Annotated in this window: 16 protein-coding genes; 9 read left to right on the plus strand and 7 right to left on the minus strand. The window is 68.8% G+C overall.

The window, feature by feature from the left end; genetic code table 11:
• Positions 1-127 precede the first annotated feature (127 nt).
• Positions 128-1,045, minus strand: a complete 918-nt coding sequence (locus B1818_RS05935; protein WP_078112217.1) for a TatD family hydrolase — start codon at positions 1,043-1,045, stop codon at positions 128-130.
• 53 nt (positions 1,046-1,098) lie between these two features.
• Positions 1,099-1,932, minus strand: coding sequence for a PhzF family phenazine biosynthesis protein (locus tag B1818_RS05940; protein ID WP_078112154.1), 834 nt, complete (start codon positions 1,930-1,932; stop codon positions 1,099-1,101).
• A gap of 181 nt (positions 1,933-2,113) precedes the next feature.
• On the opposite strand from B1818_RS05940, the gene B1818_RS05945 reads away from it, so the two are divergent.
• From B1818_RS05945 to B1818_RS05975, 7 genes are all read left to right on the plus strand, one after another.
• The gene (locus B1818_RS05945) at positions 2,114-2,836 is read left to right on the plus strand and encodes an HAD family phosphatase (protein ID WP_078112155.1); all 723 of its coding nucleotides are present in this window, start codon (positions 2,114-2,116) and stop codon (positions 2,834-2,836) included.
• On the plus strand, positions 2,833-5,190 hold the full coding sequence (locus tag B1818_RS05950) for a glycoside hydrolase family 65 protein (protein WP_058251451.1): 2,358 nt from the start codon (positions 2,833-2,835) through the stop codon (positions 5,188-5,190). Before B1818_RS05945 ends, B1818_RS05950 begins: the two co-directional genes overlap by 4 nt.
• A 65-nt stretch (positions 5,191-5,255) precedes the next feature.
• Positions 5,256-5,951, plus strand: a complete 696-nt coding sequence (locus B1818_RS05955) for a HEAT repeat domain-containing protein (RefSeq protein WP_078112156.1) — start codon at positions 5,256-5,258, stop codon at positions 5,949-5,951.
• A gap of 2 nt (positions 5,952-5,953) precedes the next feature.
• Complete coding sequence (locus B1818_RS05960) at positions 5,954-6,943, plus strand: HEAT repeat domain-containing protein (RefSeq protein ID WP_078112157.1); 990 nt, start codon at positions 5,954-5,956, stop codon at positions 6,941-6,943.
• A gap of 156 nt (positions 6,944-7,099) precedes the next feature.
• A complete protein-coding gene (gene metG / locus B1818_RS05965; RefSeq protein WP_068972389.1) occupies positions 7,100-8,674 on the plus strand; it encodes a methionine--tRNA ligase in 1,575 nt (524 codons plus the stop codon).
• Between the two features lie 15 nt (positions 8,675-8,689).
• Positions 8,690-9,913, plus strand: coding sequence for an aminodeoxychorismate synthase component I (locus tag B1818_RS05970; protein ID WP_068972388.1), 1,224 nt, complete (start codon positions 8,690-8,692; stop codon positions 9,911-9,913).
• A 29-nt stretch (positions 9,914-9,942) separates the two neighbouring features.
• Positions 9,943-11,190 carry a helix-turn-helix domain-containing protein gene (locus B1818_RS05975; RefSeq protein ID WP_058251456.1) on the plus strand — a complete coding sequence of 416 codons (1,248 nt, stop codon included), beginning with the start codon at positions 9,943-9,945 and terminating at the stop codon, positions 11,188-11,190.
• Here the strand turns inward: B1818_RS05975 and rsmI are convergent.
• Positions 11,114-12,058 (minus strand): 16S rRNA (cytidine(1402)-2'-O)-methyltransferase, encoded by a 945-nt coding sequence (gene rsmI / locus B1818_RS05980; RefSeq protein WP_058251457.1) that lies wholly within the window; start codon positions 12,056-12,058, stop codon positions 11,114-11,116. The genes B1818_RS05975 and rsmI overlap by 77 nt on opposite strands.
• A 38-nt stretch (positions 12,059-12,096) precedes the next feature.
• Here rsmI and B1818_RS05985 point away from each other — a divergent pair, with 38 nt between their 5' ends.
• Positions 12,097-13,617, plus strand: a complete 1,521-nt coding sequence (locus B1818_RS05985; protein ID WP_254859583.1) for a dolichyl-phosphate-mannose--protein mannosyltransferase — start codon at positions 12,097-12,099, stop codon at positions 13,615-13,617.
• Between the two features lie 24 nt (positions 13,618-13,641).
• On the opposite strand, the gene B1818_RS05990 is transcribed toward B1818_RS05985, so the two are convergent.
• Complete coding sequence (locus B1818_RS05990) at positions 13,642-14,058, minus strand: DUF5313 domain-containing protein (protein ID WP_068972385.1); 417 nt, start codon at positions 14,056-14,058, stop codon at positions 13,642-13,644.
• Between the two features lie 91 nt (positions 14,059-14,149).
• On the opposite strand from B1818_RS05990, the gene B1818_RS05995 reads away from it, so the two are divergent.
• Positions 14,150-15,463: an aminotransferase class I/II-fold pyridoxal phosphate-dependent enzyme gene (locus B1818_RS05995; RefSeq protein WP_078112218.1), complete on the plus strand. Its 1,314-nt coding sequence runs from the start codon at positions 14,150-14,152 to the stop codon at positions 15,461-15,463.
• Positions 15,464-15,525: 62 nt separating this feature from the next.
• On the opposite strand, the gene B1818_RS06000 is transcribed toward B1818_RS05995, so the two are convergent.
• The 3 genes from B1818_RS06000 to B1818_RS06010 are packed head-to-tail and all read right to left on the minus strand — an operon-like array spanning position 15,526 to position 18,971.
• Positions 15,526-17,307, minus strand: coding sequence for a BCCT family transporter (locus B1818_RS06000; RefSeq protein WP_176455887.1), 1,782 nt, complete (start codon positions 17,305-17,307; stop codon positions 15,526-15,528).
• Between the two features lie 31 nt (positions 17,308-17,338).
• On the minus strand, positions 17,339-17,725 hold the full coding sequence (locus tag B1818_RS06005) for a GntR family transcriptional regulator (protein WP_231742358.1): 387 nt from the start codon (positions 17,723-17,725) through the stop codon (positions 17,339-17,341).
• Between the two features lie 13 nt (positions 17,726-17,738).
• The gene (locus B1818_RS06010) at positions 17,739-18,971 is read right to left on the minus strand and encodes an arginine deiminase (RefSeq protein ID WP_058251461.1); all 1,233 of its coding nucleotides are present in this window, start codon (positions 18,969-18,971) and stop codon (positions 17,739-17,741) included.
• Positions 18,972-18,980 lie beyond the last annotated feature (9 nt).

The following is an 18,980-nucleotide window of genomic DNA, read 5'->3' on the forward strand; positions in this document are numbered from 1 at the left end:
TTGCAGCTCTGGGTTGGGCAGAGAAGACAAGGGCACGACATCCTGATAGGCAACACTGGCACCACGCCGGCCGAGTGGATCAGCACGTCGGCCAGCTGGATCACAGTACGATAACGAACCGGCCAGATTATGGCAAAGGGATGCCGTAGACGCGCCGCGCGTTCGCCCCGAGGATGCGAGCCATCTCCTCGTCCGCCACGCCACGCACGGCCGCGAGGGCCCGGGCTGTGTACGGCAGACAATAGGACTGATTGGGCTGGCCACGGTAGGGATGCGGGGTCAGGAACGGCGCGTCGGTCTCGACGAGGATCTGGTCGTCGGGGACCAGCTCGGCCGCGACCCGGAGCTCGTCGGCGTTGGCGAAGCTCACAGTGCCGGCGAAACTGAGCATGAACCCACGCTGGACACATTCGCGTGCAACATTTCGGTCACCGGAGAAGCAGTGCATGATCACGGATTCCGGGGCGCCCTCGGCGGCCAGGACGTCGAGTAGATCCCGGTCGGCCTCGCGGTTGTGGATCATCAGCGGCTTGCCGACCCGCTTCGCGAGGTCGATGTGCCAGCGGAACGTCTCGTGCTGCACCTCGGGCGACGCACAGTCGTCGGACTTCCCGGGCCAGTAGTAGTCGAGCCCGGTCTCGCCCACCGCGACGACTCGCGGGTGACGCACCATCCGCTCGAGCTCGGCGGCGGTCTCGTCGTTCAGATCGCCGGCATGCATCGGGTGCAGGGCCACCGCCGCGTAGACGCGATCGTCCCACTCCGCGGCGGCGACCGCCCACCGTGCATCGACCATGTCGTCGGCGACGGTGACCACATGGCCGACGCCGACGCCCTGCGCGTGGTCGCAGATCGCGCGGACCGTCTCGGCGTCGCGTCCGCCGCATGCAGCGAGGTGGGTGTGCGCGTCGACGAGGCCGGGCAGCGGCGCCGGGTCCGGTGGCGGTTCGCGTCGACGTCGCTTCTTGGCGGCCTTGTTGCTCAGGGTCTCGCCGCCACCGCTCTCGGCATCACCCGGCGCCGAGTTCTCCGGGGCGTAGGTCATGGCACCCACCTTGGCACAGCGCGCCGACACCATCCGGTGCGGTCGCGACACCACTAGAGCGTCACCGTCCCCTCGATCACCGTTGTCGTGTCGCCGCCGATCCAGATGTGCTCGCCGTCGTCGTGGACGTGGATGCGGCCGGCCCGACCGAGCGCCGCACCTTGCGCGGCGACGTAGGACGCCGGCGCCTGCCCGGTGGCCCGCAACCACATGGCGATGCCGGCGTTGAGACTGCCCGTCACCGGGTCCTCGGGGACCCCGATGCCCGGCACGAACGCGCGCACCTCGCCGAAGACCTCTCCGTCCCCCGAGCCGTACCGCCCGAACAACCCGACCTTGTGATCGCCGAGGGCAGGGATGTCCGGGGTCACCTCGAGCACCCGCTCGCCCGATTCGAGTTGCAACACCATCCATTCCGGCCCGTTGTCGACCCACTCGGCCGCGCGGACCTCGGCCGTGTCGACCCGTAGCGCCGCGGCGACCTCGGTGACGACGGCGGCGTCGACGGGTCCGGACCGCCGTAACGGCGGCGCCGCGAAGGCCAGCCGTGCACCAGTGCGCCGCAGTCGCACCAGGCCGACGCCGCACTCCTGCACGATGTCCTCCCCCGCAGGCCGGCCGCCCGTCGTCAGCCAGGCATGTGCCGAGCCGAGGGTGGGATGCCCGGCGAACGGCAACTCGCCGTCAGGGGTGAAGATGCGCAGACGGTAATCGGCGGCAGGGTCGGTCGGCGGTAGCACGAAGGTCGTCTCCGACAGGTTCGTCCAGCACGCGAACGCGGCCATCCGGTCGTCGGGGATGTCGGTGGCATCGAGCACCACGGCAACCGGGTTACCACCGGTCCCGGTAGCGGAGAACACATCGATCTGAGCGAATCGTCGAGTCATCGGACCATCGTCTCACCTCCAGTTGTCGCCCGGTCAAAGCCTTTTCGGGCGCGCAGGCGTCGCCGGAGGAACCGCTGTCCGGGACGACGCGTGCGATCGCGCGCCCGCGGCCGGCAGAAAACACCCGGGGTGGCCACGCAAATCGCGCCGGAGTCGCCCGGGACGGGTAGCGTGGCGAAGCGTGTTGGGATTGCCAGATTCGATCACCGTCGCACTGTTCGACCTCGACGGGGTTCTCACCGAGACCGCGGTGCTACACCGCAAGGCGTGGAAGAAGGCGTTCGACGCCTTTCTCGCCGCCCGTGCGGGCGGCGCAGACCACGCCGATTTCGTCGAGTTCACCGACCAGGACTATCTGGACTACGTCGACGGACGTCCCCGTGAGGACGGCGTCCGGGCCTTCCTCGCCTCTCGCGGAATCGACGATGTCGACGCGCAGACCGTGACCGCGATCGGAGACGGGAAGAACGACATGTTCCTGGTCAGCCTGGCCGAGGACGGCGGGCAGGCCTATCCGGGGTCCGTGCGATATCTCGAGGCGGCGCGCGACGCCGGTCTCCGGATCGCCGTGGTGACCTCCTCGAAGAACGGAGCAGCAGTGCTGGATGCGGCAGACCTGTCGAAATTCGTCGAGGTCCGGGTGGACGGACTCGACATCGTGTCGAAAGGCCTGAAGGGCAAACCCGCACCCGACTCGTTCCTCCTTGGCGCCGAACTGATGGGCGTCGAGCCCGCCGCGGCGGTCGTCTTCGAAGACGCCATCTCCGGCATCGCGGCCGGGAGCGCGGGAGCCTTCGGCTACGTCGTCGGCATCGACCGGGTCGGCGGCGGCCAGGCCGAGGCGATGCGTGCCGCCGGCGCCGACATCGTCGTGAAGGACCTCGTCGAATTGCTCCCCGCATGACCGCCGAGCACGGCCACGATTTCGGCTTCGAGATCCATCCGTGGCAGCTGAAGTGGCGCGGCGGCGTCGATCTGGACATGCTGGGCCGAACCGAGACGCTGTTCGCACTGTCCAACGGGCACATCGGTTTACGCGGGTCCTTCGAAGAGGGTGAGCCGGTCGATCATCCCGGCACGTACCTCAACGGCTTCTACGAGCTGCGCGGCCTGCCCTATGCCGAGAGCGGCTACGGATATCCCGAATCCGGACAGACCGTCGTCAACGTGACCGACGGCAAGATCATTCGGCTGCTGGTCGAGGACGAGCCGATGGACCTTCGGTACGGGCGTACCGAGGAGCACGAACGGACGCTGGACTTCCGGACCGGCACCCTGCGTCGTCACACGGTGTGGACCTCACCCACCGGCCGGAAGGTCCGCATCAAGTCCGAGCGCCTCGTGTCCTTCACCAAACGCACGATCGCCGCGATCCGATACGAGGTCGAGCCGGTCGACGAGGACATGAAACTCGTTCTGCAGTCCGATCTCCTGGCCAACGAGCCGGTTCCGGCACCGGGCAACGACCCGCGCCTGGCGGCGGCACTCGACGCCCCGCTTGTCTCCGACCTCGCCACCTGTCGCAACTACTGGGGCATGCTGGTCCACCACACCAAGAAGTCCGGCCTGCACATGGCGGCCGGCATGGACCACGAGATCTACTTCCCCGACAAGGCCGACACCTTCATCCGCGCCGACGGCGACCTGGCCCGGCTCACCATCGCGGCCAACGTGCCGAAGGGCAAGAGTCTCACCCTCACCAAGTACATGGGGTACGGCTGGTCGGCCCGACGCTCGGTGCCGGCGCTGCGCGCCCAGGTCGACGCGGCCCTCGCGATGGCGATGGAGACCGGTTGGGATTCGCTCAAGGCCGACCAGGTCCGGTACCTCGAGGACTTCTGGCGCGACGCCGACGTCGAACTCGACGGCGATCCCGAACTGCAGCAGGCGGTTCGCTTCGCGTTGTTCCATGTCCTGCAGGCCGGCGCGCGCGGTCAGTCCCGCGCGATCCCGGCCAAGGGTCTCACCGGCCCCGGCTACGACGGTCACACCTTCTGGGACACCGAGAGTTTCATCCTCCCGATGCTCACCTACACCGTGCCCGCCGCCGCCGGCGAGGAATTGCGATGGCGCCACTCCACCATGGACAAGGCGAAGTCCCGGGCCGCCGAACTGGGGCAACGCGGGGCCATGTTCCCGTGGCGCTCGATCAACGGCGACGAGTGTTCGGGGTACTGGCCCGCGGGCACCGCGGGCGTCCACGTCTCCGCCGACATCGCCAACGCCACCGCGCGCTACCTGCGGGCCACCAACGACGAACAGTTCGAAACCGAATGCGGCGTCGAACTTCTCGTCGAGACCGCCCGACTGTTCGCCGGGCTCGGGCACCACGATGTGAACGGTAAGTTCCGCATCGACGGGGTCACCGGTCCCGACGAGTACACCGCCGTCGTGAACAACAACACCTTCACCAACCTGGCGGCGCAACAGAATCTGCGCGACGCCGTGGCGGCGGTGCATCGCCGTCCGGATCTCGCCGAGCAGTTCGGGGTCACGACCGCCGAGGCGGCGCACTGGGAAGCGTGCGCCGACGACATGACGATCCCCTTCGACGACGCGCTCGGCGTGCACCAGCAGTGTGAGTCGTTCACGTTGTTGGGCGCCTGGGACTTCGAGTCGTCGGTGGGACGCTATCCGCTGCTGTTGAACTACCCGTACTACGACCTATACCGCAAGCAGGTGGTCAAGCAGGCCGACCTGGTCTTCGCGACCTACCTGTTCGGGGACGCCTTCACGCCCGAGCAGAAGCTGCGCAACTTCGACTACTACTACCCGCTGACCGTTCGTGACTCGTCGCTGTCGGCCTGCTGCGAGGCGGTCACCGCCGCCGAGGTCGGTTACCCCGATCTCGCCTACGACCTGCTCGCCGAGTCCGTGTTCACCGACCTGCACGACCTGCACAACAACGTCAGCAGTGGCCTGCACATCGCGGCTCTCGCCGGTGCCTGGACCGACTGCGTGGCGGGTTTCGGCGGTATGCGCGACTTCGGCGGGAACATCACGTTCGCACCGCGGCTGCCGAAGCGGTTGACCTACATGTCCTTCCGCATGATCATCCGGGACTCGAAGATCGTGGTGGCCGTCGACAAGGACAATGCGACGTACCGGTTGTTGTCGGGTCCGCCGATCGACCTGGCGCACCACGGCGAGAAGTTCACGCTCGAATCCGCGCCGATGACCATGCACATTCCGGAACTGGAATACCGCGAACCACCGAAGGCCCCGCCGGGGTGCGAACCGTATCGCCGGGAGATCTAGCTCTCGGTGCTTGACCTTCTCACTGTGTCAAGCGCTCAGATGGGTGGCGAAGGAGGTGGTCGACGATGACCGACCAGACAACCCACGCGCCCGACCCTGCCCTGCTGGCGGCGCTCGCCGCCGACGACGCCTCGACGAGGCTGCGTGCCGCGATGGCGGCGGGCAGCAACCCCCATCCCGGCTACGCCGAGGAGCTGATCCGACGCTGCGGCGTCGAGCCGGATTTCTTCGTGCGGGACATGCTGACCTGGGCCCTCACGCGGTTGCCCGTCGATCTCACGGTTCCCGGACTCGTGACCGAGCTGGAGTCGGCGTCCCCACAGGCGCGGGCCCAGGCCCTGCACACCCTGTCGAAGATCGGGGATCGATCGGCGTGGACGTCGATCACCGTCGCGCTCCTGCACGACACGGACGACGAGGTGGCGCGCGCCGCGTGGCGGACCGCCGTCGGCCTGGTCCCGTCCGGGCGGGAGACCTGGCTCGCGAACGAACTGGCCGGCGAACTCGGCCGCGGGAGCACGGACGTACAGCGGAGTCTCAGCCGTGCCCTGGCCGGGCTCGAAGGCTTCGCCGCCGGACCATTGACCGCCGCGAAGAGGCGCGGCGATCTGACGGTACAGGCACACGTGGCCGCCACCGAGCGGTTGATCGACAACCCGGACAGCGACTTCGCCACTGCGTTGGAGTACGCGACACGGTTGGTGAACAGCGATGCCGCGGCGGAGGATTCGTCGACGATCGAGTCAGAGGACGGTACATAGCGGTGCTGATCGGCGAGGTGGCGCGGCATACCGGCCTGAGCAACCGGATGCTGCGCCACTATGACTCGCTCGGCCTCGTCCGGGCCACGGGCCGGACGTCGGGCGGTTATCGCGAATACTCCGACGCCGACCTCGAACGGCTGATGCACGTCGAGAGTCTCCGCTCGCTCGGACTGTCGCTGCGGGAGGTGGGACTCGCGCTCGACGACCCGGAGTTCGCGCCGGACTCGCTCATGGACCGGCTCGTCGACGACACGAAGGCGAGGATGGCCGCCGACGCGCAACTCCTCGAGCGCCTGCAACATGTCCGGGCGACGGGCCCCTCGGACTGGTCGTCGGTGCTGGGTGTGATCGGCCTCCTCCGTGCGGTCCAGTCCGAGCATGCGGCGCTTCGTCAGCAGGCCGCACTGCTCGCCGGGGAGGTGGGCGTGTCCGGGGATTCGCTGGCCGACGCGCTGCTGGCCGAGACCGATCCCAACGTCGCCGGCGCGCTGCGCTGGGCCCTCGCGCAGCGGCCGGGCGGCGTCGAGCGTCTCGCCACCGGCGCGTCGGACCCCGACCCGTCGATCCGACGCCGAGCGGTCACCGCCCTCGCCGCCGTCGACGAGACCCCGGAGGTCGCCTCGGTGTTGCGCGGACTGCTCGACGACCCCGACACCGTGGTCCGACGCATCGCCGCCCTGACCCTCGGGCGTCGCGGCTTCGCCGCTGCGGTCGATGCACTGGTCGAGCTCATCGCAGCCGGCGACCGGGACGTCGAGGCCGCCGAGATCCTCGCCGGCCACGAGGCACATCGAGAGCGGATCGTCGACCTGCTCGTCGACCGCCTGGGCGCCGACCCGGACGCGGCCGTCCGATCGAGGCTGGTGCAGGCGCTCGCCGAAATCCCCGGTACCGCATCGACTTCGGCGCTACAGGTGTACATCCATGATGCCGACGACATGGTCGCCAGGACAGCGGTCGTGATTCTGGACCAGCGGCCGGTGGACTGAGCGCCAGGTTTCATGAGCCGCACACCCACCCCATTTCGGTGAACCCACGTCCACACCGGGCCGTGGGTTCACCGAAAAGGGGTGGGTGTGAACCGACCGAATCGGCCGGACCGGAATTGGGTCCGGTCGCGCGCGGTCGGTAGTCTGTTGGGCACTATGGCACCCGATCTGACCAGCCCTGATCCGTCCGGCGCGTCCCACGGCGGCGGACGCCCGTACTACATCACCACCGCGATCGCCTACCCCAACGGCGCTCCGCACATCGGGCACGCCTACGAGTACATCTCCGCCGACGCACTCGCGCGGTTCAAGCGGCTCGACGGGTTCGACGTCCGGTTCCTGACCGGCACCGACGTCCACGGGCAGAAGATGCAGCAGACCGCCGCCGCGGAGGGCATCCCCACCGCGGAACTGGCCAAGCGGAACTCCGACCGATTCCAGGCCCTGCAGGAACGCCTCGGGTCCAGCTTCGAACGCTTCATCCGCACCTCCGACGAGGACCACAAGCGGGCGTCGGAGGAACTGTGGAAGCGGATGAGCGACCGCGGCGACATCTACCTGGACAAGTACTCGGGCTGGTACGACGTCCGCGACGAGACCTTCTACGCCGAGGCGGACACCCGGGTCGACGAGTCCGGCGACCGCGTCGCGACCGACACCGGACACGTGCTCACCTGGACCGAGGAGGAGACCTACTTCTTCCGCCTCTCGGCATACCAGGACAAACTCCTGGAGCTCTACGAGTCCCAGCCGGACTTCGTCGGCCCCGACGTCCGGCGCAACGAGGTCATCAGTTTCGTCAAGGGCGGTCTCACCGATCTGTCGGTGTCGCGCACGACCTTCGACTGGGGCGTCCCGGTGCCCGGCCATCCCGAACACGTCATGTACGTGTGGGTCGACGCCCTGACCAACTACCTCACGGGCGTCGGATTCGTCGACGACCCGGAGGCCTTCGCGCGCTTCTGGCCGGCCGACCTGCACATCATCGGCAAGGACATCATCCGGTTCCACTGCGTCTACTGGCCCGCGTTCCTGATGAGCGCCGGCGTCGAACTGCCGAAGCGGGTGTTCGCACACGGATTCCTGTTCAACAAGGGCGAGAAGATGAGCAAATCGGTCGGCAACGTCGTCGACCCGGAGAACCTCATCGACGAGTTCGGGCTCGACCCGGTGCGGTTCTTCTTCCTCCGTGAGGTGTCCTACGGACAGGACGGTTCGTACTCCGCCGAGGCGATCGTGTCGCGTATCAACGCCGACCTGGCCAACGAGTTCGGCAACCTGACCCAGCGCACCTTGTCGATGATCGGCAAATATTTCGACGGCACCCTGCCGGCACCGGGCGAACTGACCGACGTCGACACCGCGCTCCTCGCGCGTGCCGACTCCCTGCTCGACGCCGTGCGGGCCCACATCGACAACCAGGCCATCCACCTGGCGCTGGAGACCCTGTGGGCGACGCTGGCCGAGACCAACCGGTACATCTCGGCGCAGGAACCGTGGAAGCTGGCCAAGACCGACCTCGAGCGCACCGGCACGGTTCTCTATGTCTGCGCCGAGGTCGTGCGCATCGTCGCACTCCTGAGCCAGCCGGTCATGCCGGAGTCGTCCAACAAGATCCTCGATCTGCTCGTCGCCGACGTCGATCGTCAGTTCACCGCGGTCGCCACCCGGCTGGAACCGGGAACCGTGCTGCCGAAGCCGACTCCGGTGTTCCCGCGATACGAGAACTGAACTCGCGCATCCGGAATGGTCGCGTCGAACGGGGTGGGATCTGCGTTGCCCGGCCCGGTTGCGGCAGCGCCGGCGCTCGACGTGCTCCGCGCCCTGCACGCCGAGACCGCCGCCCGTCGCCTGCCGCCGCCCGCCGCGCTGATCGGTGACTGGTACGACGCCGACGCGGTCATCGCACCGTCGGTCGCGCTGACGCCCGGCTGCCTCCCGCCCGACGATCCCGACCGGTTCTGGTTCGGCTACCTCGGGTTCCCGGTGCGGCCGGACGAGGCGCCGTTGCCGGCGAACGTCGGCGGGCACACCGACGGCGTGCTCGTGCTCCGCGACGGCCGATGGGAGTCCATCGGCACCGGCATCCCCGACTGGGTGACGGCGACCATCCGTGCCGCCGGCGACCGTTCCTCGGCCCGGCCGAGCGCCACCACCCCACTGTCGGCGACGGAATGGCATGCCCCCGAGCGGGTTCCGCACCTCGCCGCCATCGCGAGATGCCTCGACGCGATCCGGGACGGCGAGGTCTACCAGGCCTGTGTGTGCACCCGCTTCACCGGAACGCTCAGCGGCGACCCCGTCGACTTCTTCACCGAACTCGCGGGCGCCACCGCACCGGCGAAAGCCGCTTTCCTACAAGGTGACTGGGGAACAGTGGCGAGCCTGTCGCCGGAGACGTTCCTGCGCCGGACCGGCAACATCATCACGTCGTCGCCGATCAAGGGCACCCTGCCCGCGCACGCCGACCCCGACGCGTTGGCGGCGTCGGCCAAGGACATCGCCGAGAACATCATGATCGTCGACCTGGTCCGCAACGATCTGGGACGCATCGCGGTGACCGGCAGCGTGCGGGTACCCGAGCTCCTGTCGGTCGTGCCCGCCCCGGGCGTCTGGCACCTCGTCTCGCGGGTGGAGGCCATCGTGGCACCGGGCACGGGCAACGACGCCGTTCTCGCGGCGACGTTCCCGCCGGCGTCGGTCACCGGCACCCCGAAGCTGCGGGCGATGGAACTCCTCGACGACTGGGAGGCCGATGCTCGCGGTGTGTACTGCGGCGCCATCGGCATGGCCGGACCCGACCGCGCCCTCGATCTCAACGTCGCCATCCGGACCGTGGAGATCGCACCCGACGGGGCCCTCGCCCTCGGTGTCGGCGGTGGGATCACCATCGATTCCGACCCGGCCCGGGAATGGCAGGAGTGCCTCGACAAGGCCGCGAGCATCGTGGGGTCGCGCGGATCGGCATGATCGAGTGCCGCTTTGGGTACGATTCCGCCATGACTGTGCCCATCCGGTCGTCCACCGATCTCGCGGTGCTCGATCGTGATCTGCGCCGTGACCACGATGCCTTCATGTCGGGCGGCACCCCGCGTGCCGAGGTCCCGGGGGATGTCGTCGAATCATGGGGTCGTGTCCGGTCGGGTCGACACCGGTCCACCGTCGACACGCACGATCCGGGCCACATCTCCGACGACGAACTCGAGACACGCCGGGCCGCGCACCCGCTACGGGACGCGGTGCAGCCGCTGCAGCGTCTGTTCGCCCAGTCGGCGGACGACGCATCGATGACCCTGGGCGTGTTCGACGCGGACGGCGTGCTGCTGTGGCGGGGAGGTTCGGCGTCGGTTCTCCCGGAGGCCGATCGACTCGACCTCGTCGAGGGCAGCCGCTGGGACGAGAACTCCACCGCGACCACGGCCGTGGGCCTCGCGGTTCATCTCCAGCGCCCGACCCGGTTGTTCGGCGCCGAGCACTACTACAGTTCGCTGCACGGACTCTTCTGCACCGCGGTGCCGGTGCACGACCACCGCACCGGCGACATGATCGCCATCGCCGGCCTGGCGGGCCCGGCCATGGAGATGCAGCCGGCGGCATCGGCGTTCACCTCGGCGCTGGCCGCACTCGGCGAACACGAGATCACCCTCGCCCACCAGCGAGAGCTCGCCGAACTCCGGTTTTCCGGCCAGGCGCAGTTGGCCGGCCTGCACGGACCGGGACTGCTCATCGACGACGACGGGTGGGTGGCCGAAGGCCGCGGCTGCACCCCGCCCGTGCGCGTCGCGGTCCCGACGGACGACATGCGTCAGTTCGTGCCGGGACTGGGGATCTGTGTGGTCGAACGTCTCGGCCGCGGATGGCTGGTGCGTCCGGCGGGTCCGTCCGGCCCGGTCCTGGCCGAGCTCTCCCTCGACGGTGAGCCGACGGTCACGGTGACCGGCGACGGTGAACCGTGGCGCACCGTCCTGACCCGTCGCCACGCCCAGATCCTGCTGTTGCTCGCCGACGCCGGCGAGCAGGGCCTCACCTCACAGCGGTTGAGCCAGCTGCTCTTCGGCGACGACGGCCACACGGTGAGCGTGCGCGCCGAACTGTCGCGGCTGCGCCGGGTGGTCGGCGCGCTCGTCTCGAGCCGCCCCTACCGCCTCGCGCCGCGGGTGGAGTTGCGCGTCAGCCCGGATCAGCTCGACGTCTTTCGAGCACCTGCTGGTAGACGTCGCGTCGAGAGGCAGCGGAACCCTGCGTGACCGCGGCGCAGGCGTCTTTGAGGCGCATGCCGCCGGCCACGAGTTCCTCGGCTCGATCGGCGAGGTCGTCGATGTCGGGTTCGGCCGCGACCGCACCCGCGATCACGACGGTGATCTCGCCGCGGACGCCCCCACTCGCCCATTCCGCGAGTTCGGCGAGTCCGCCGCGCCGGACCTCCTCGTAGGTCTTGGTCATCTCACGGCACACCGCCGCGCGACGGTCCGGACCGAGGATCTCGGCCGCGGCCGCCAGCGTGTCGGCGAGCCGGTGCGGCGATTCGAAGAAGACCGCGGTCCGGGGCTGGGACACCAGTTCGCGCAGCCACGCGGCCCGGGCGCCGGGCTTGCGGGGAGCGAACCCTTCGAAACAGAACCGCTCGGAGGGCAGTGCCGACACCGCGAGGGCCGTCGTCACCGCCGACGGTCCTGGCAGTGCCGTGACCGGAAGTCCGGCGTCCGCGCATGCCACGACGACGCGGTATCCGGGATCGCTGACCGACGGCATCCCGGCGTCGGTGATGAGCAGTACGGTCTGCCCCTCGGCGATCGCGCTGACGAGACCCGGCGTACGGGCGGCCTCGACCTGGTCGTAATAGCTGACCAACCGCCCGCCGATCTCGACATCGAGCGCCGCGGCCAGCGCACGGGCGCGACGGGTGTCCTCGGCGGCGACGATGTCCGCGGTCCGCAGCGCCGCACGCAGACGCGGCGAGGCGTCGTCGACCTGTCCCATCGGGGTGGCCGCCAACACCAGCCGGCCGCGCGCGTCCGACGAGTGACCGGGACCGGGATCGGCGTCCCCGGTGGCGTCACGAGACACGGTCGTATCGTCGTCGAGCTGGGGCGAGTCGGACTGGGCGGCGTTCATCGACAGCCAGCTTACGAGGGACCACTAGGATCGATCGGGTGCCACCTCGCCTGGGCCCGGACGTGCCCGCACCGCTCTTCGGTGCCCCCGACCGCGGGCGTGGACTCCTCGTCGGCGTGGTCATCGCATTGCTGGCCACCATCACCCGCTTCTGGGCCCTGACCCACCCCACCGACAAGGGCACGCCGGTCTTCGACGAGAAGCACTACGTCCCGCAGGGCTGGCAGGTGCTGACCGGCGGCAACTGGATCGAGGACAACCCGGCGTACGGCCTCGTCGTGCATCCGCCGGTCGGCAAGTGGATGCTGGCCGCCTCGGAGGCGGTCTTCGGTTACGGCCCGCTCGGATGGCGCGTCGCACCGGCCATCTCGGGCGTCCTCATCGTCGTGTTGATCTACTGTGCGGTTCGACGGCTCACGCGTTCGACGCTCGTCGGAGCGATCGCGGGTGTGTTCGCGATCTGCGACGGCGTGCTGTTCGTGCAGTCCCGGATGGGCATGCTCGACATCTTCCAGACGCTGTTCATCGTGGCCACCTTCGCCGCGCTCGTCGCCGACCGCGACCAGGTGCGGGAGCGTATGGACCGCGTGTACCGCGAGGGCCGGATCGCCGACAGTCCCTTCGGGCCGCGCCTCGGCTTCCGGTGGTACCGGTTCGTCGCCGGCGTGATGCTGGGGCTCAACTGCGGCACCAAGTGGTCGGGCATCTACTACGTCATCTTCTTCACCGCACTGGCGATCGGCCTCGATGTGGCCGCCCGCCGGGCGTACCACGTGCAACGCCCCTGGGTGGGCACCCTGGTGCGCGACGTCGTGCCGAGCGGCGCGAGCCTCGCGGTGATGCCGGTCGTCATCTACTTCCTGACCTACTTGCCCTGGTTCAACAGCGAGACGGCCGTCTACCGCTATCAGGTGGGCAACACGATCGGTACGGGCGGACCGTTCGCCTGGGTGCCGGGCGCCTGGCGATCGTTGTGGTACTACGAGTCGGGAATCCTCGAATTCCATTCGGGGCTGACCAATTCGGCGGGCAACCAACATCCGTGGGAGTCCAAGCCGTGGACGTGGCCGATGAGCCTGCGCCCCATGCTGTACGCGCTCGAGAACGGTCCCGACCAGTGCGGCGCGGGCGAGTGCGTGCGCGCGCAGATGCTGATCGGGTCGCCGGCTCTCTGGTGGCTGGCCTTGCCGATGCTGCTGTGGGGACTGTGGTCGTGGATCGTGCGGCGTGACTGGCGGTACGCGGCGGCCCTGGTCGGCTACCTAGCCGGGATCCTGCCGTGGTTCCTCGCCCTGGACCGGCAGATGTACTTCTTCTATGCGACCGTGCTGGCGCCGTTCCTGGTGATGGGCCTCGCGCTGTGCTGCGGCGACCTGCTGCGTTCGGCCGCGGCGACCGCCCGCGCCCGGCCCGAGCGTCGGGCCCTCGCGATCATGGTGGTGGCGATCTACGTGGGTCTGGTCGTCACCAACTTCGTGTGGTTGTGGCCGATCCTCACCGCTTCCCCGATCTCGCCCAGCCTGTGGCGGCAGCAGATCTGGCTGCCGAGCTGGGGCTGAGCAACCGTGACGCGGCCTGGTCCCCTACCGGGAGACGGACACCGGCCGGCCGTTCTCGCCGCGGTATTTCCGGTGGTACTCGGCGTACAGGTCGGCGTTCTTCACACGATCGACGGCGTTGACGAGCTCGGGGTCCAGTCCGTGCTGGACCAGTCGGTAGCGACGGTAGACCCGGTTCAGGGCGATGGAGAAGAACAGGTACGACAGCAGGATCGGCATCGTCATGGTGATCCGCACTCCCCACGGGGCGGGGACGAACAACATCGGCAGCAGGAGCAGGATGCACGGTATCGACCACCGGGCGACCATCCGCACGGACGCACCGGGACCGGCGAGGTCGTTGCCGACCCATTCCGTCATCGAGGCGGGCAGTCGCCCGCCGTACCAGTAGGCAACCTGGCGACCCCAGGTCGGACGGGCGGATTCGGGACTTCGGTTCATGGCGCACAACTCCTGATCTCGGTGCCGTGCGACCACCGTAGCATTTGTCCTAGGACAAAAGAACGTGATCTTGATCAGTAGGGAGGTCGTGGTGAGCGTCGTGATCACCGGGCAGACGGTGCAGGCCATCGTCCAGAGCGTGCGAGACGCCATCGTCTCCGGCCGTCTGCGACCGGGCGACTCATTGCCGCCGATCCGTGAACTCGCAGCCGAGTTGGGAGTCAACCGCAACACCGTGGCCGCTGCGTACCGGCAGCTCGTCTCGGTGGGCGCCGCCGACACCCGCGGCCGGGGCGGAACGGTGGTCGCCGACCGGCTCCACCCCGGCAGTGAACTCGCCGCTCCCGCGGACACCATCGACCTCGCCGATGGCAATCCCGATCCCGATCTCCTGCCCGACCTGCGCGCCGCGATCGCCGCGGCCCCCTACCGACCGACGATGTACGGAACCGCCGCGGTGGCGCCGGCACTGCGGGAGGCGGCGTCGGTGCTGTTCGGGGAGCACCCGCAACGGGGGGAACTCATCGCGACCCACGGAGCCGTCGACGCGATGGAGCGGCTGCTGAACACCCACCTCGTCCGCGGCGACTGCGTCGCAGTGGAGAATCCGTGCTTCCTCGCCAGCGTCGGCACGATCCGCGTCAACGGGTACCGCGCGCTCCCCATGGAGCTCGACGAGCACGGCATGCGCCCCGATCATCTGGCGCGGGCGCTCGGTGCGGGCGCCCGAGCGGTCATCGTCACCTGCCGCGGTCACAACCCCGGCGGGATCGCCCTCTCCGCGGCTCGTGCCGATGAACTACGCACGGTTCTCGAGCGATACCCCGAGGTGCTCGTCATCGAAGACGACCACTTCTCACTCCTGTCGGTTCGCGACTATCAGCGGGTGATCCCGGACAACAGCCGACACTGGGCGGTCGTCCGGTCCGTCGCGAAATTCCTGGGTCCGGATCTGCGGGTCGCGCTCGTCGATGCCGACCCGACCACGGCCGCCGCGCTCGACGCCCGGCTGCGTTCCGGCCGCCCCTGGGTCAGCCACCTGCTGCAGACCACCGCGGCGCACCTGCTCACCGATCCGGCGACGACCGAGCTCATCGCCACCGCACGCCTCGAATACGCCCGTCGCACACGACTTCTCATCGACGTGCTCGATGCCCGGGGGGTGGCGTCGACCATGGGACCGCCCGACGGGATCAACGTGTGGGTCGATCTTCCGCCCGAGGTGCCCGCGGAGCGGGTCGGCGTCGAACTGGCGCGCCTGGGGTGGGCCGTGCAACCCGGGACGGTATTCGCCGTCGACGGGGCCGAGCAGCGAAATGGTCTGCGCGTCACCACCTCCCGGCTCGACCGGGCGACCGCGAAGACCTTCGGCACAGCGCTCGCCGGGGCGGTCGGACAGGGCTGAGGACCCACCGACCCGACGACGACTCACCCACCGGGATCGGTTGCCGACCCCGGTGGGGGTTGTCACACCGTCGGTCCGGTCAACCGGTCGGTGCCGTGAGTGCCCTTGTCCCGAGGCTCGTCGTCCGGCCCCGGGTCGACCGTCGGCTCGGCGGGCGCCGATCCGTTTGCCTGGTCGACGTAGTCGGGGTCGATCTTCTCGAGGTGTCGTATCGCGTCGGCATCGATCGCCTCGAGCTCCCCGGTCGCGATGGCGTTGGCCTGGTCCCGGACATGCTCGTCGACCTGAGCGGTCAGCACGTGGCGGGAGACGATCAGCGGATCGTGTCGGAGGTCGAGATAGAGCGACAGACACATGCCGATCATCACCACGACGAACGGCAACGCGGCGATGATCGCCATCGTCTTGATGCCGTCGAGGGCGTCGTCGCCGCTGATGGCCAGCAGCAGCGCAGCCACGACACCGGTCAGCACACCCCAGAACACGGTGAGGGGACGCGACGGGTGTTCGACGCCGCGCTGCGAGAGAGTGCCCATCACGAGGGACGCGGAGTCGGCGCCGGAGACGAAGAAGATGCCGACCAGGATCATCACCAGCGCCGAGGCCACCCCGGTCCACGGCAGGTGGGCGAGCACGTCGAACAGCGTGCTCTCACTGGCCGCGGTGGCCGGATCGAACGCCAGGGTGCCCTCGATGTCCTGATGGATCGCGGTACCGCCGAAGACGCAGAACCAGACCAGCGAGACCGTCGTGGGCACCACCATCACACCGATCACGAACTCGCGGATGGTGCGGCCGCGGCTGATCTTCGCGAGGAACAGACCCACGAACGGGGTCCAGGACACCCACCACGCCCAGTAGAAGATCGTCCAGTCCGCCAGCCACTGATGACCCTCCTCGGTCATGATCGTGGCGTCCGAGCGGGCTGCGAAGCTCGTCAGATCGGTGAAGTAGGCGCCGAGGGTCGTCGGCAGCAGGTTCAGGATGAAGATCGTCGGTCCGACGACGAACACGAACAGTGCCAGCACGATGGCGAGCACCATGTTGATGTTGGACAGCCACTGGATGCCGCGCGCGATCCCCGACACGGCCGACGCGACGAACGCGGCGGTGAGGATGGCGATGATCGCGACCAGCAGCATCTTCGTCGGCTCGTTGACCCAACCGAGGGTGTCGAGTCCCGATCCGATCTGCAGCGCGCCGAGGCCGAGTGATGCCACCGTCCCGAACAGCGTCGCGAAGATCGCGAGGATGTCGATGATCTTCCCGCCCGGGCCGTTGGCCACCCGCGGTCCGAGGAGCCGGGTGAACACCGCGCTCATCAACTGGGTCCGGCCCAGCCGGTACGTGCTGTAGGCCAGCGCCAGCCCGACGACCGCGTACATGGCCCACGGGTGGAAACCCCAGTGGAACATCGTCGTCGCCATGGCCGCGCGGATGTCGTCGGAGCCGATCTCCGGTGGCGGACTGGCGAAGTGGTAGAGCGGCTCGTAGGCACCGAAGAACATGAGGCCGATGCCCATGCCGGCACTGAACATCATCGCGATCCAGCTCACGGTGCGGAACTGCGGCTTCTCCCCGGTGCGGCCGAGCGGAATCCGGCCGTACTTGGACACGGCGAGGAACACCGCGAAGATCACGAAGCCAGTGGCGGAGAGGATGAACAGCCAGCCGAGGTTCTTGGTGATCCAACCCAGCACCTCGGTGGTCGTCGTGTTGAGACTCTCCTTGTCCCCGATCCCCCAGATCACGAACGCGATGACCAGTACCGCGGTGACCGTGAAGACCACCGGGTCCAGTGTCTGCTTCGGACGCCCGGTGATCACATCCTGTTCACTTGTCATTCGTCAAGCCAATCAATCTCGGTTCAGGTATTCAAGTTCGCCCGAGCGCACGGTTGAGTATCTCAACGATCACGGGATCGTCCAGGCCCAGCTCGCGAGCGGTTTCGACGTACTGCTTGGCAGCCGCGAAACCCGCGTCGAGCGCATCGTGGCGACCCGCCTTGATGAACGAGCCCTGCCGCCCGCGGGTCTCGATGACGCCGGCCGCCTCGAGTTCCCGATAGCTCCGCGCGACCGTGTTGGCGGCCACGCCGAGCCGCGAGGCGAGCGCCCGGACCGTCGGCAGACGCTCGCCGCTGAGCAGTTCGCCGGACTCGATGAGCTCGATGATGCCGACTCGTACTTGCTCGAAGGGCGGCCGGTCGGAGGCCGGGTCGATCTGCAGTGCGTCGAGCGCCACCGGGGTGTCGGGGGTCACCGGATACTCCTCCTCACCGGGGATCACGGGCCAACGGACACGACATGCACCGCGGCCCACCGCGGCCCGATCCCAGTTCCCGACCCTCGATCTCGATGACCTCGATGCCCGAGTCCCGGAGTCGCCGGTTGGTCTCCACGTTCCGGTTGTAGGACACCACCACCCCGGGCGCGAGGGCGAGGGTGTTGTTGCCGTCGTCCCACTGCTCCCGCTCGGCCGTCACCGGATCGAGCCCGGTGTCGATGACACGCAGCTTGGTGATGCCCATCGCCTCGGCGGCGGCGTCGACGAAGGGCCGCTCCCCGGTGATCCGGACCGCGTCGGTCGCGGCGTCGTGCACGAGGGTGAATGCGGACATGGTGTCGCGGATGTTGGGATACATCACCACGGCGTCGGTGTCGACCATCGTGCAGACGGTGTCGAGGTGCATGAAGGCGCGCGACTGCTCGATCGGCACCGCCAGCACTGTGTGCGCCAGGTGGTCGTCGAACAGACTGCGCGCCAGTGCTTCCGCCCCGGCGGGCGTCGTCCGTTCGCCGACCCCGACGGCCACCACACCGGCGGCGAGCAACAGCACGTCACCGCCTTCGATGGGCGCGACCTGCGATTCGTAGGCCCGCCGCGCCCCGGTGAATCGCGGGTGGTGGGCGTAGATGAGATCGGTCAGTGACGTCTCCCGCGCGCGGGCGGGAAGCGCGAGCGAGGTGATCGCGAACCGGCCGCCGATCCAGAACGAACTGTCGCGGGTGAACAGCAGATTCGGCAGCGGTTCGATCGCGAACTCGGGTCCGTGGTGCATCCGCCGCACGAGTGAGGACCGCTCGGCAGAGGGTGTGATCGGCAGCTCGTCGAACGTCATGCCGGCCGTCAGCACGTACGCGAGGTCGGTCGGCGACAACCCCCGCAGATGGGTCGCGAGATCTTCCGCGAGGTGTGTGCCCAGCCGCCGCGCGCTCACCGCCGCGGCGATGCCCTGGATGCGGGCCGCACCGCTGTGCGCGATGGTCTCGGCGAGCAGGTCACCGAGGAGATAGACGTCGATTCCCCGCTCGCGCAGCACCTCTGCGAAGGCGTCGTGCTCCTCCTGCGCACGCCCGACCCACGGCAGCCCGTCGAACAGGAGCTGGTCGCTGTTACGCGGGGTGAGCCGGCGCAACTCGTCGCCCGGGCGGTGCAGCATGACCGCTCGCAGGGTGCCGACCTCCGAGTCGGCGCCGAGGGCGTAGTCGTAGGCGGGCGCGGTCATCGCTCAACC

Source organism: Gordonia sp. IITR100, from assembly GCF_002009645.1.
Lineage (GTDB): Bacteria > Actinomycetota > Actinomycetes > Mycobacteriales > Mycobacteriaceae > Gordonia > Gordonia hongkongensis.

What these genes read in the sequence shown, in the direction of transcription:
- B1818_RS05990 (WP_068972385.1), bottom strand. Translation starts at nt 14,058, where the DNA reads ATGAACCGAAGTCCCGAATCCGCCCGTCCGACCTGGGGTCGCCAGGTT.
- B1818_RS05955 (WP_078112156.1), top strand. Translation starts at nt 5,256, where the DNA reads ATGACCGACCAGACAACCCACGCGCCCGACCCTGCCCTGCTGGCGGCG.
- B1818_RS05970 (WP_068972388.1), top strand. Translation starts at nt 8,690, where the DNA reads ATGGTCGCGTCGAACGGGGTGGGATCTGCGTTGCCCGGCCCGGTTGCG.
- B1818_RS05975 (WP_058251456.1), top strand. Translation starts at nt 9,943, where the DNA reads ATGACTGTGCCCATCCGGTCGTCCACCGATCTCGCGGTGCTCGATCGT.
- rsmI (WP_058251457.1), bottom strand. Translation starts at nt 12,058, where the DNA reads ATGAACGCCGCCCAGTCCGACTCGCCCCAGCTCGACGACGATACGACC.
- B1818_RS06010 (WP_058251461.1), bottom strand. Translation starts at nt 18,971, where the DNA reads ATGACCGCGCCCGCCTACGACTACGCCCTCGGCGCCGACTCGGAGGTC.
- B1818_RS05935 (WP_078112217.1), bottom strand. Translation starts at nt 1,045, where the DNA reads ATGACCTACGCCCCGGAGAACTCGGCGCCGGGTGATGCCGAGAGCGGT.
- B1818_RS06000 (WP_176455887.1), bottom strand. Translation starts at nt 17,307, where the DNA reads ATGACAAGTGAACAGGATGTGATCACCGGGCGTCCGAAGCAGACACTG.
- B1818_RS05950 (WP_058251451.1), top strand. Translation starts at nt 2,833, where the DNA reads ATGACCGCCGAGCACGGCCACGATTTCGGCTTCGAGATCCATCCGTGG.
- B1818_RS05940 (WP_078112154.1), bottom strand. Translation starts at nt 1,932, where the DNA reads ATGACTCGACGATTCGCTCAGATCGATGTGTTCTCCGCTACCGGGACC.
- metG (WP_068972389.1), top strand. Translation starts at nt 7,100, where the DNA reads ATGGCACCCGATCTGACCAGCCCTGATCCGTCCGGCGCGTCCCACGGC.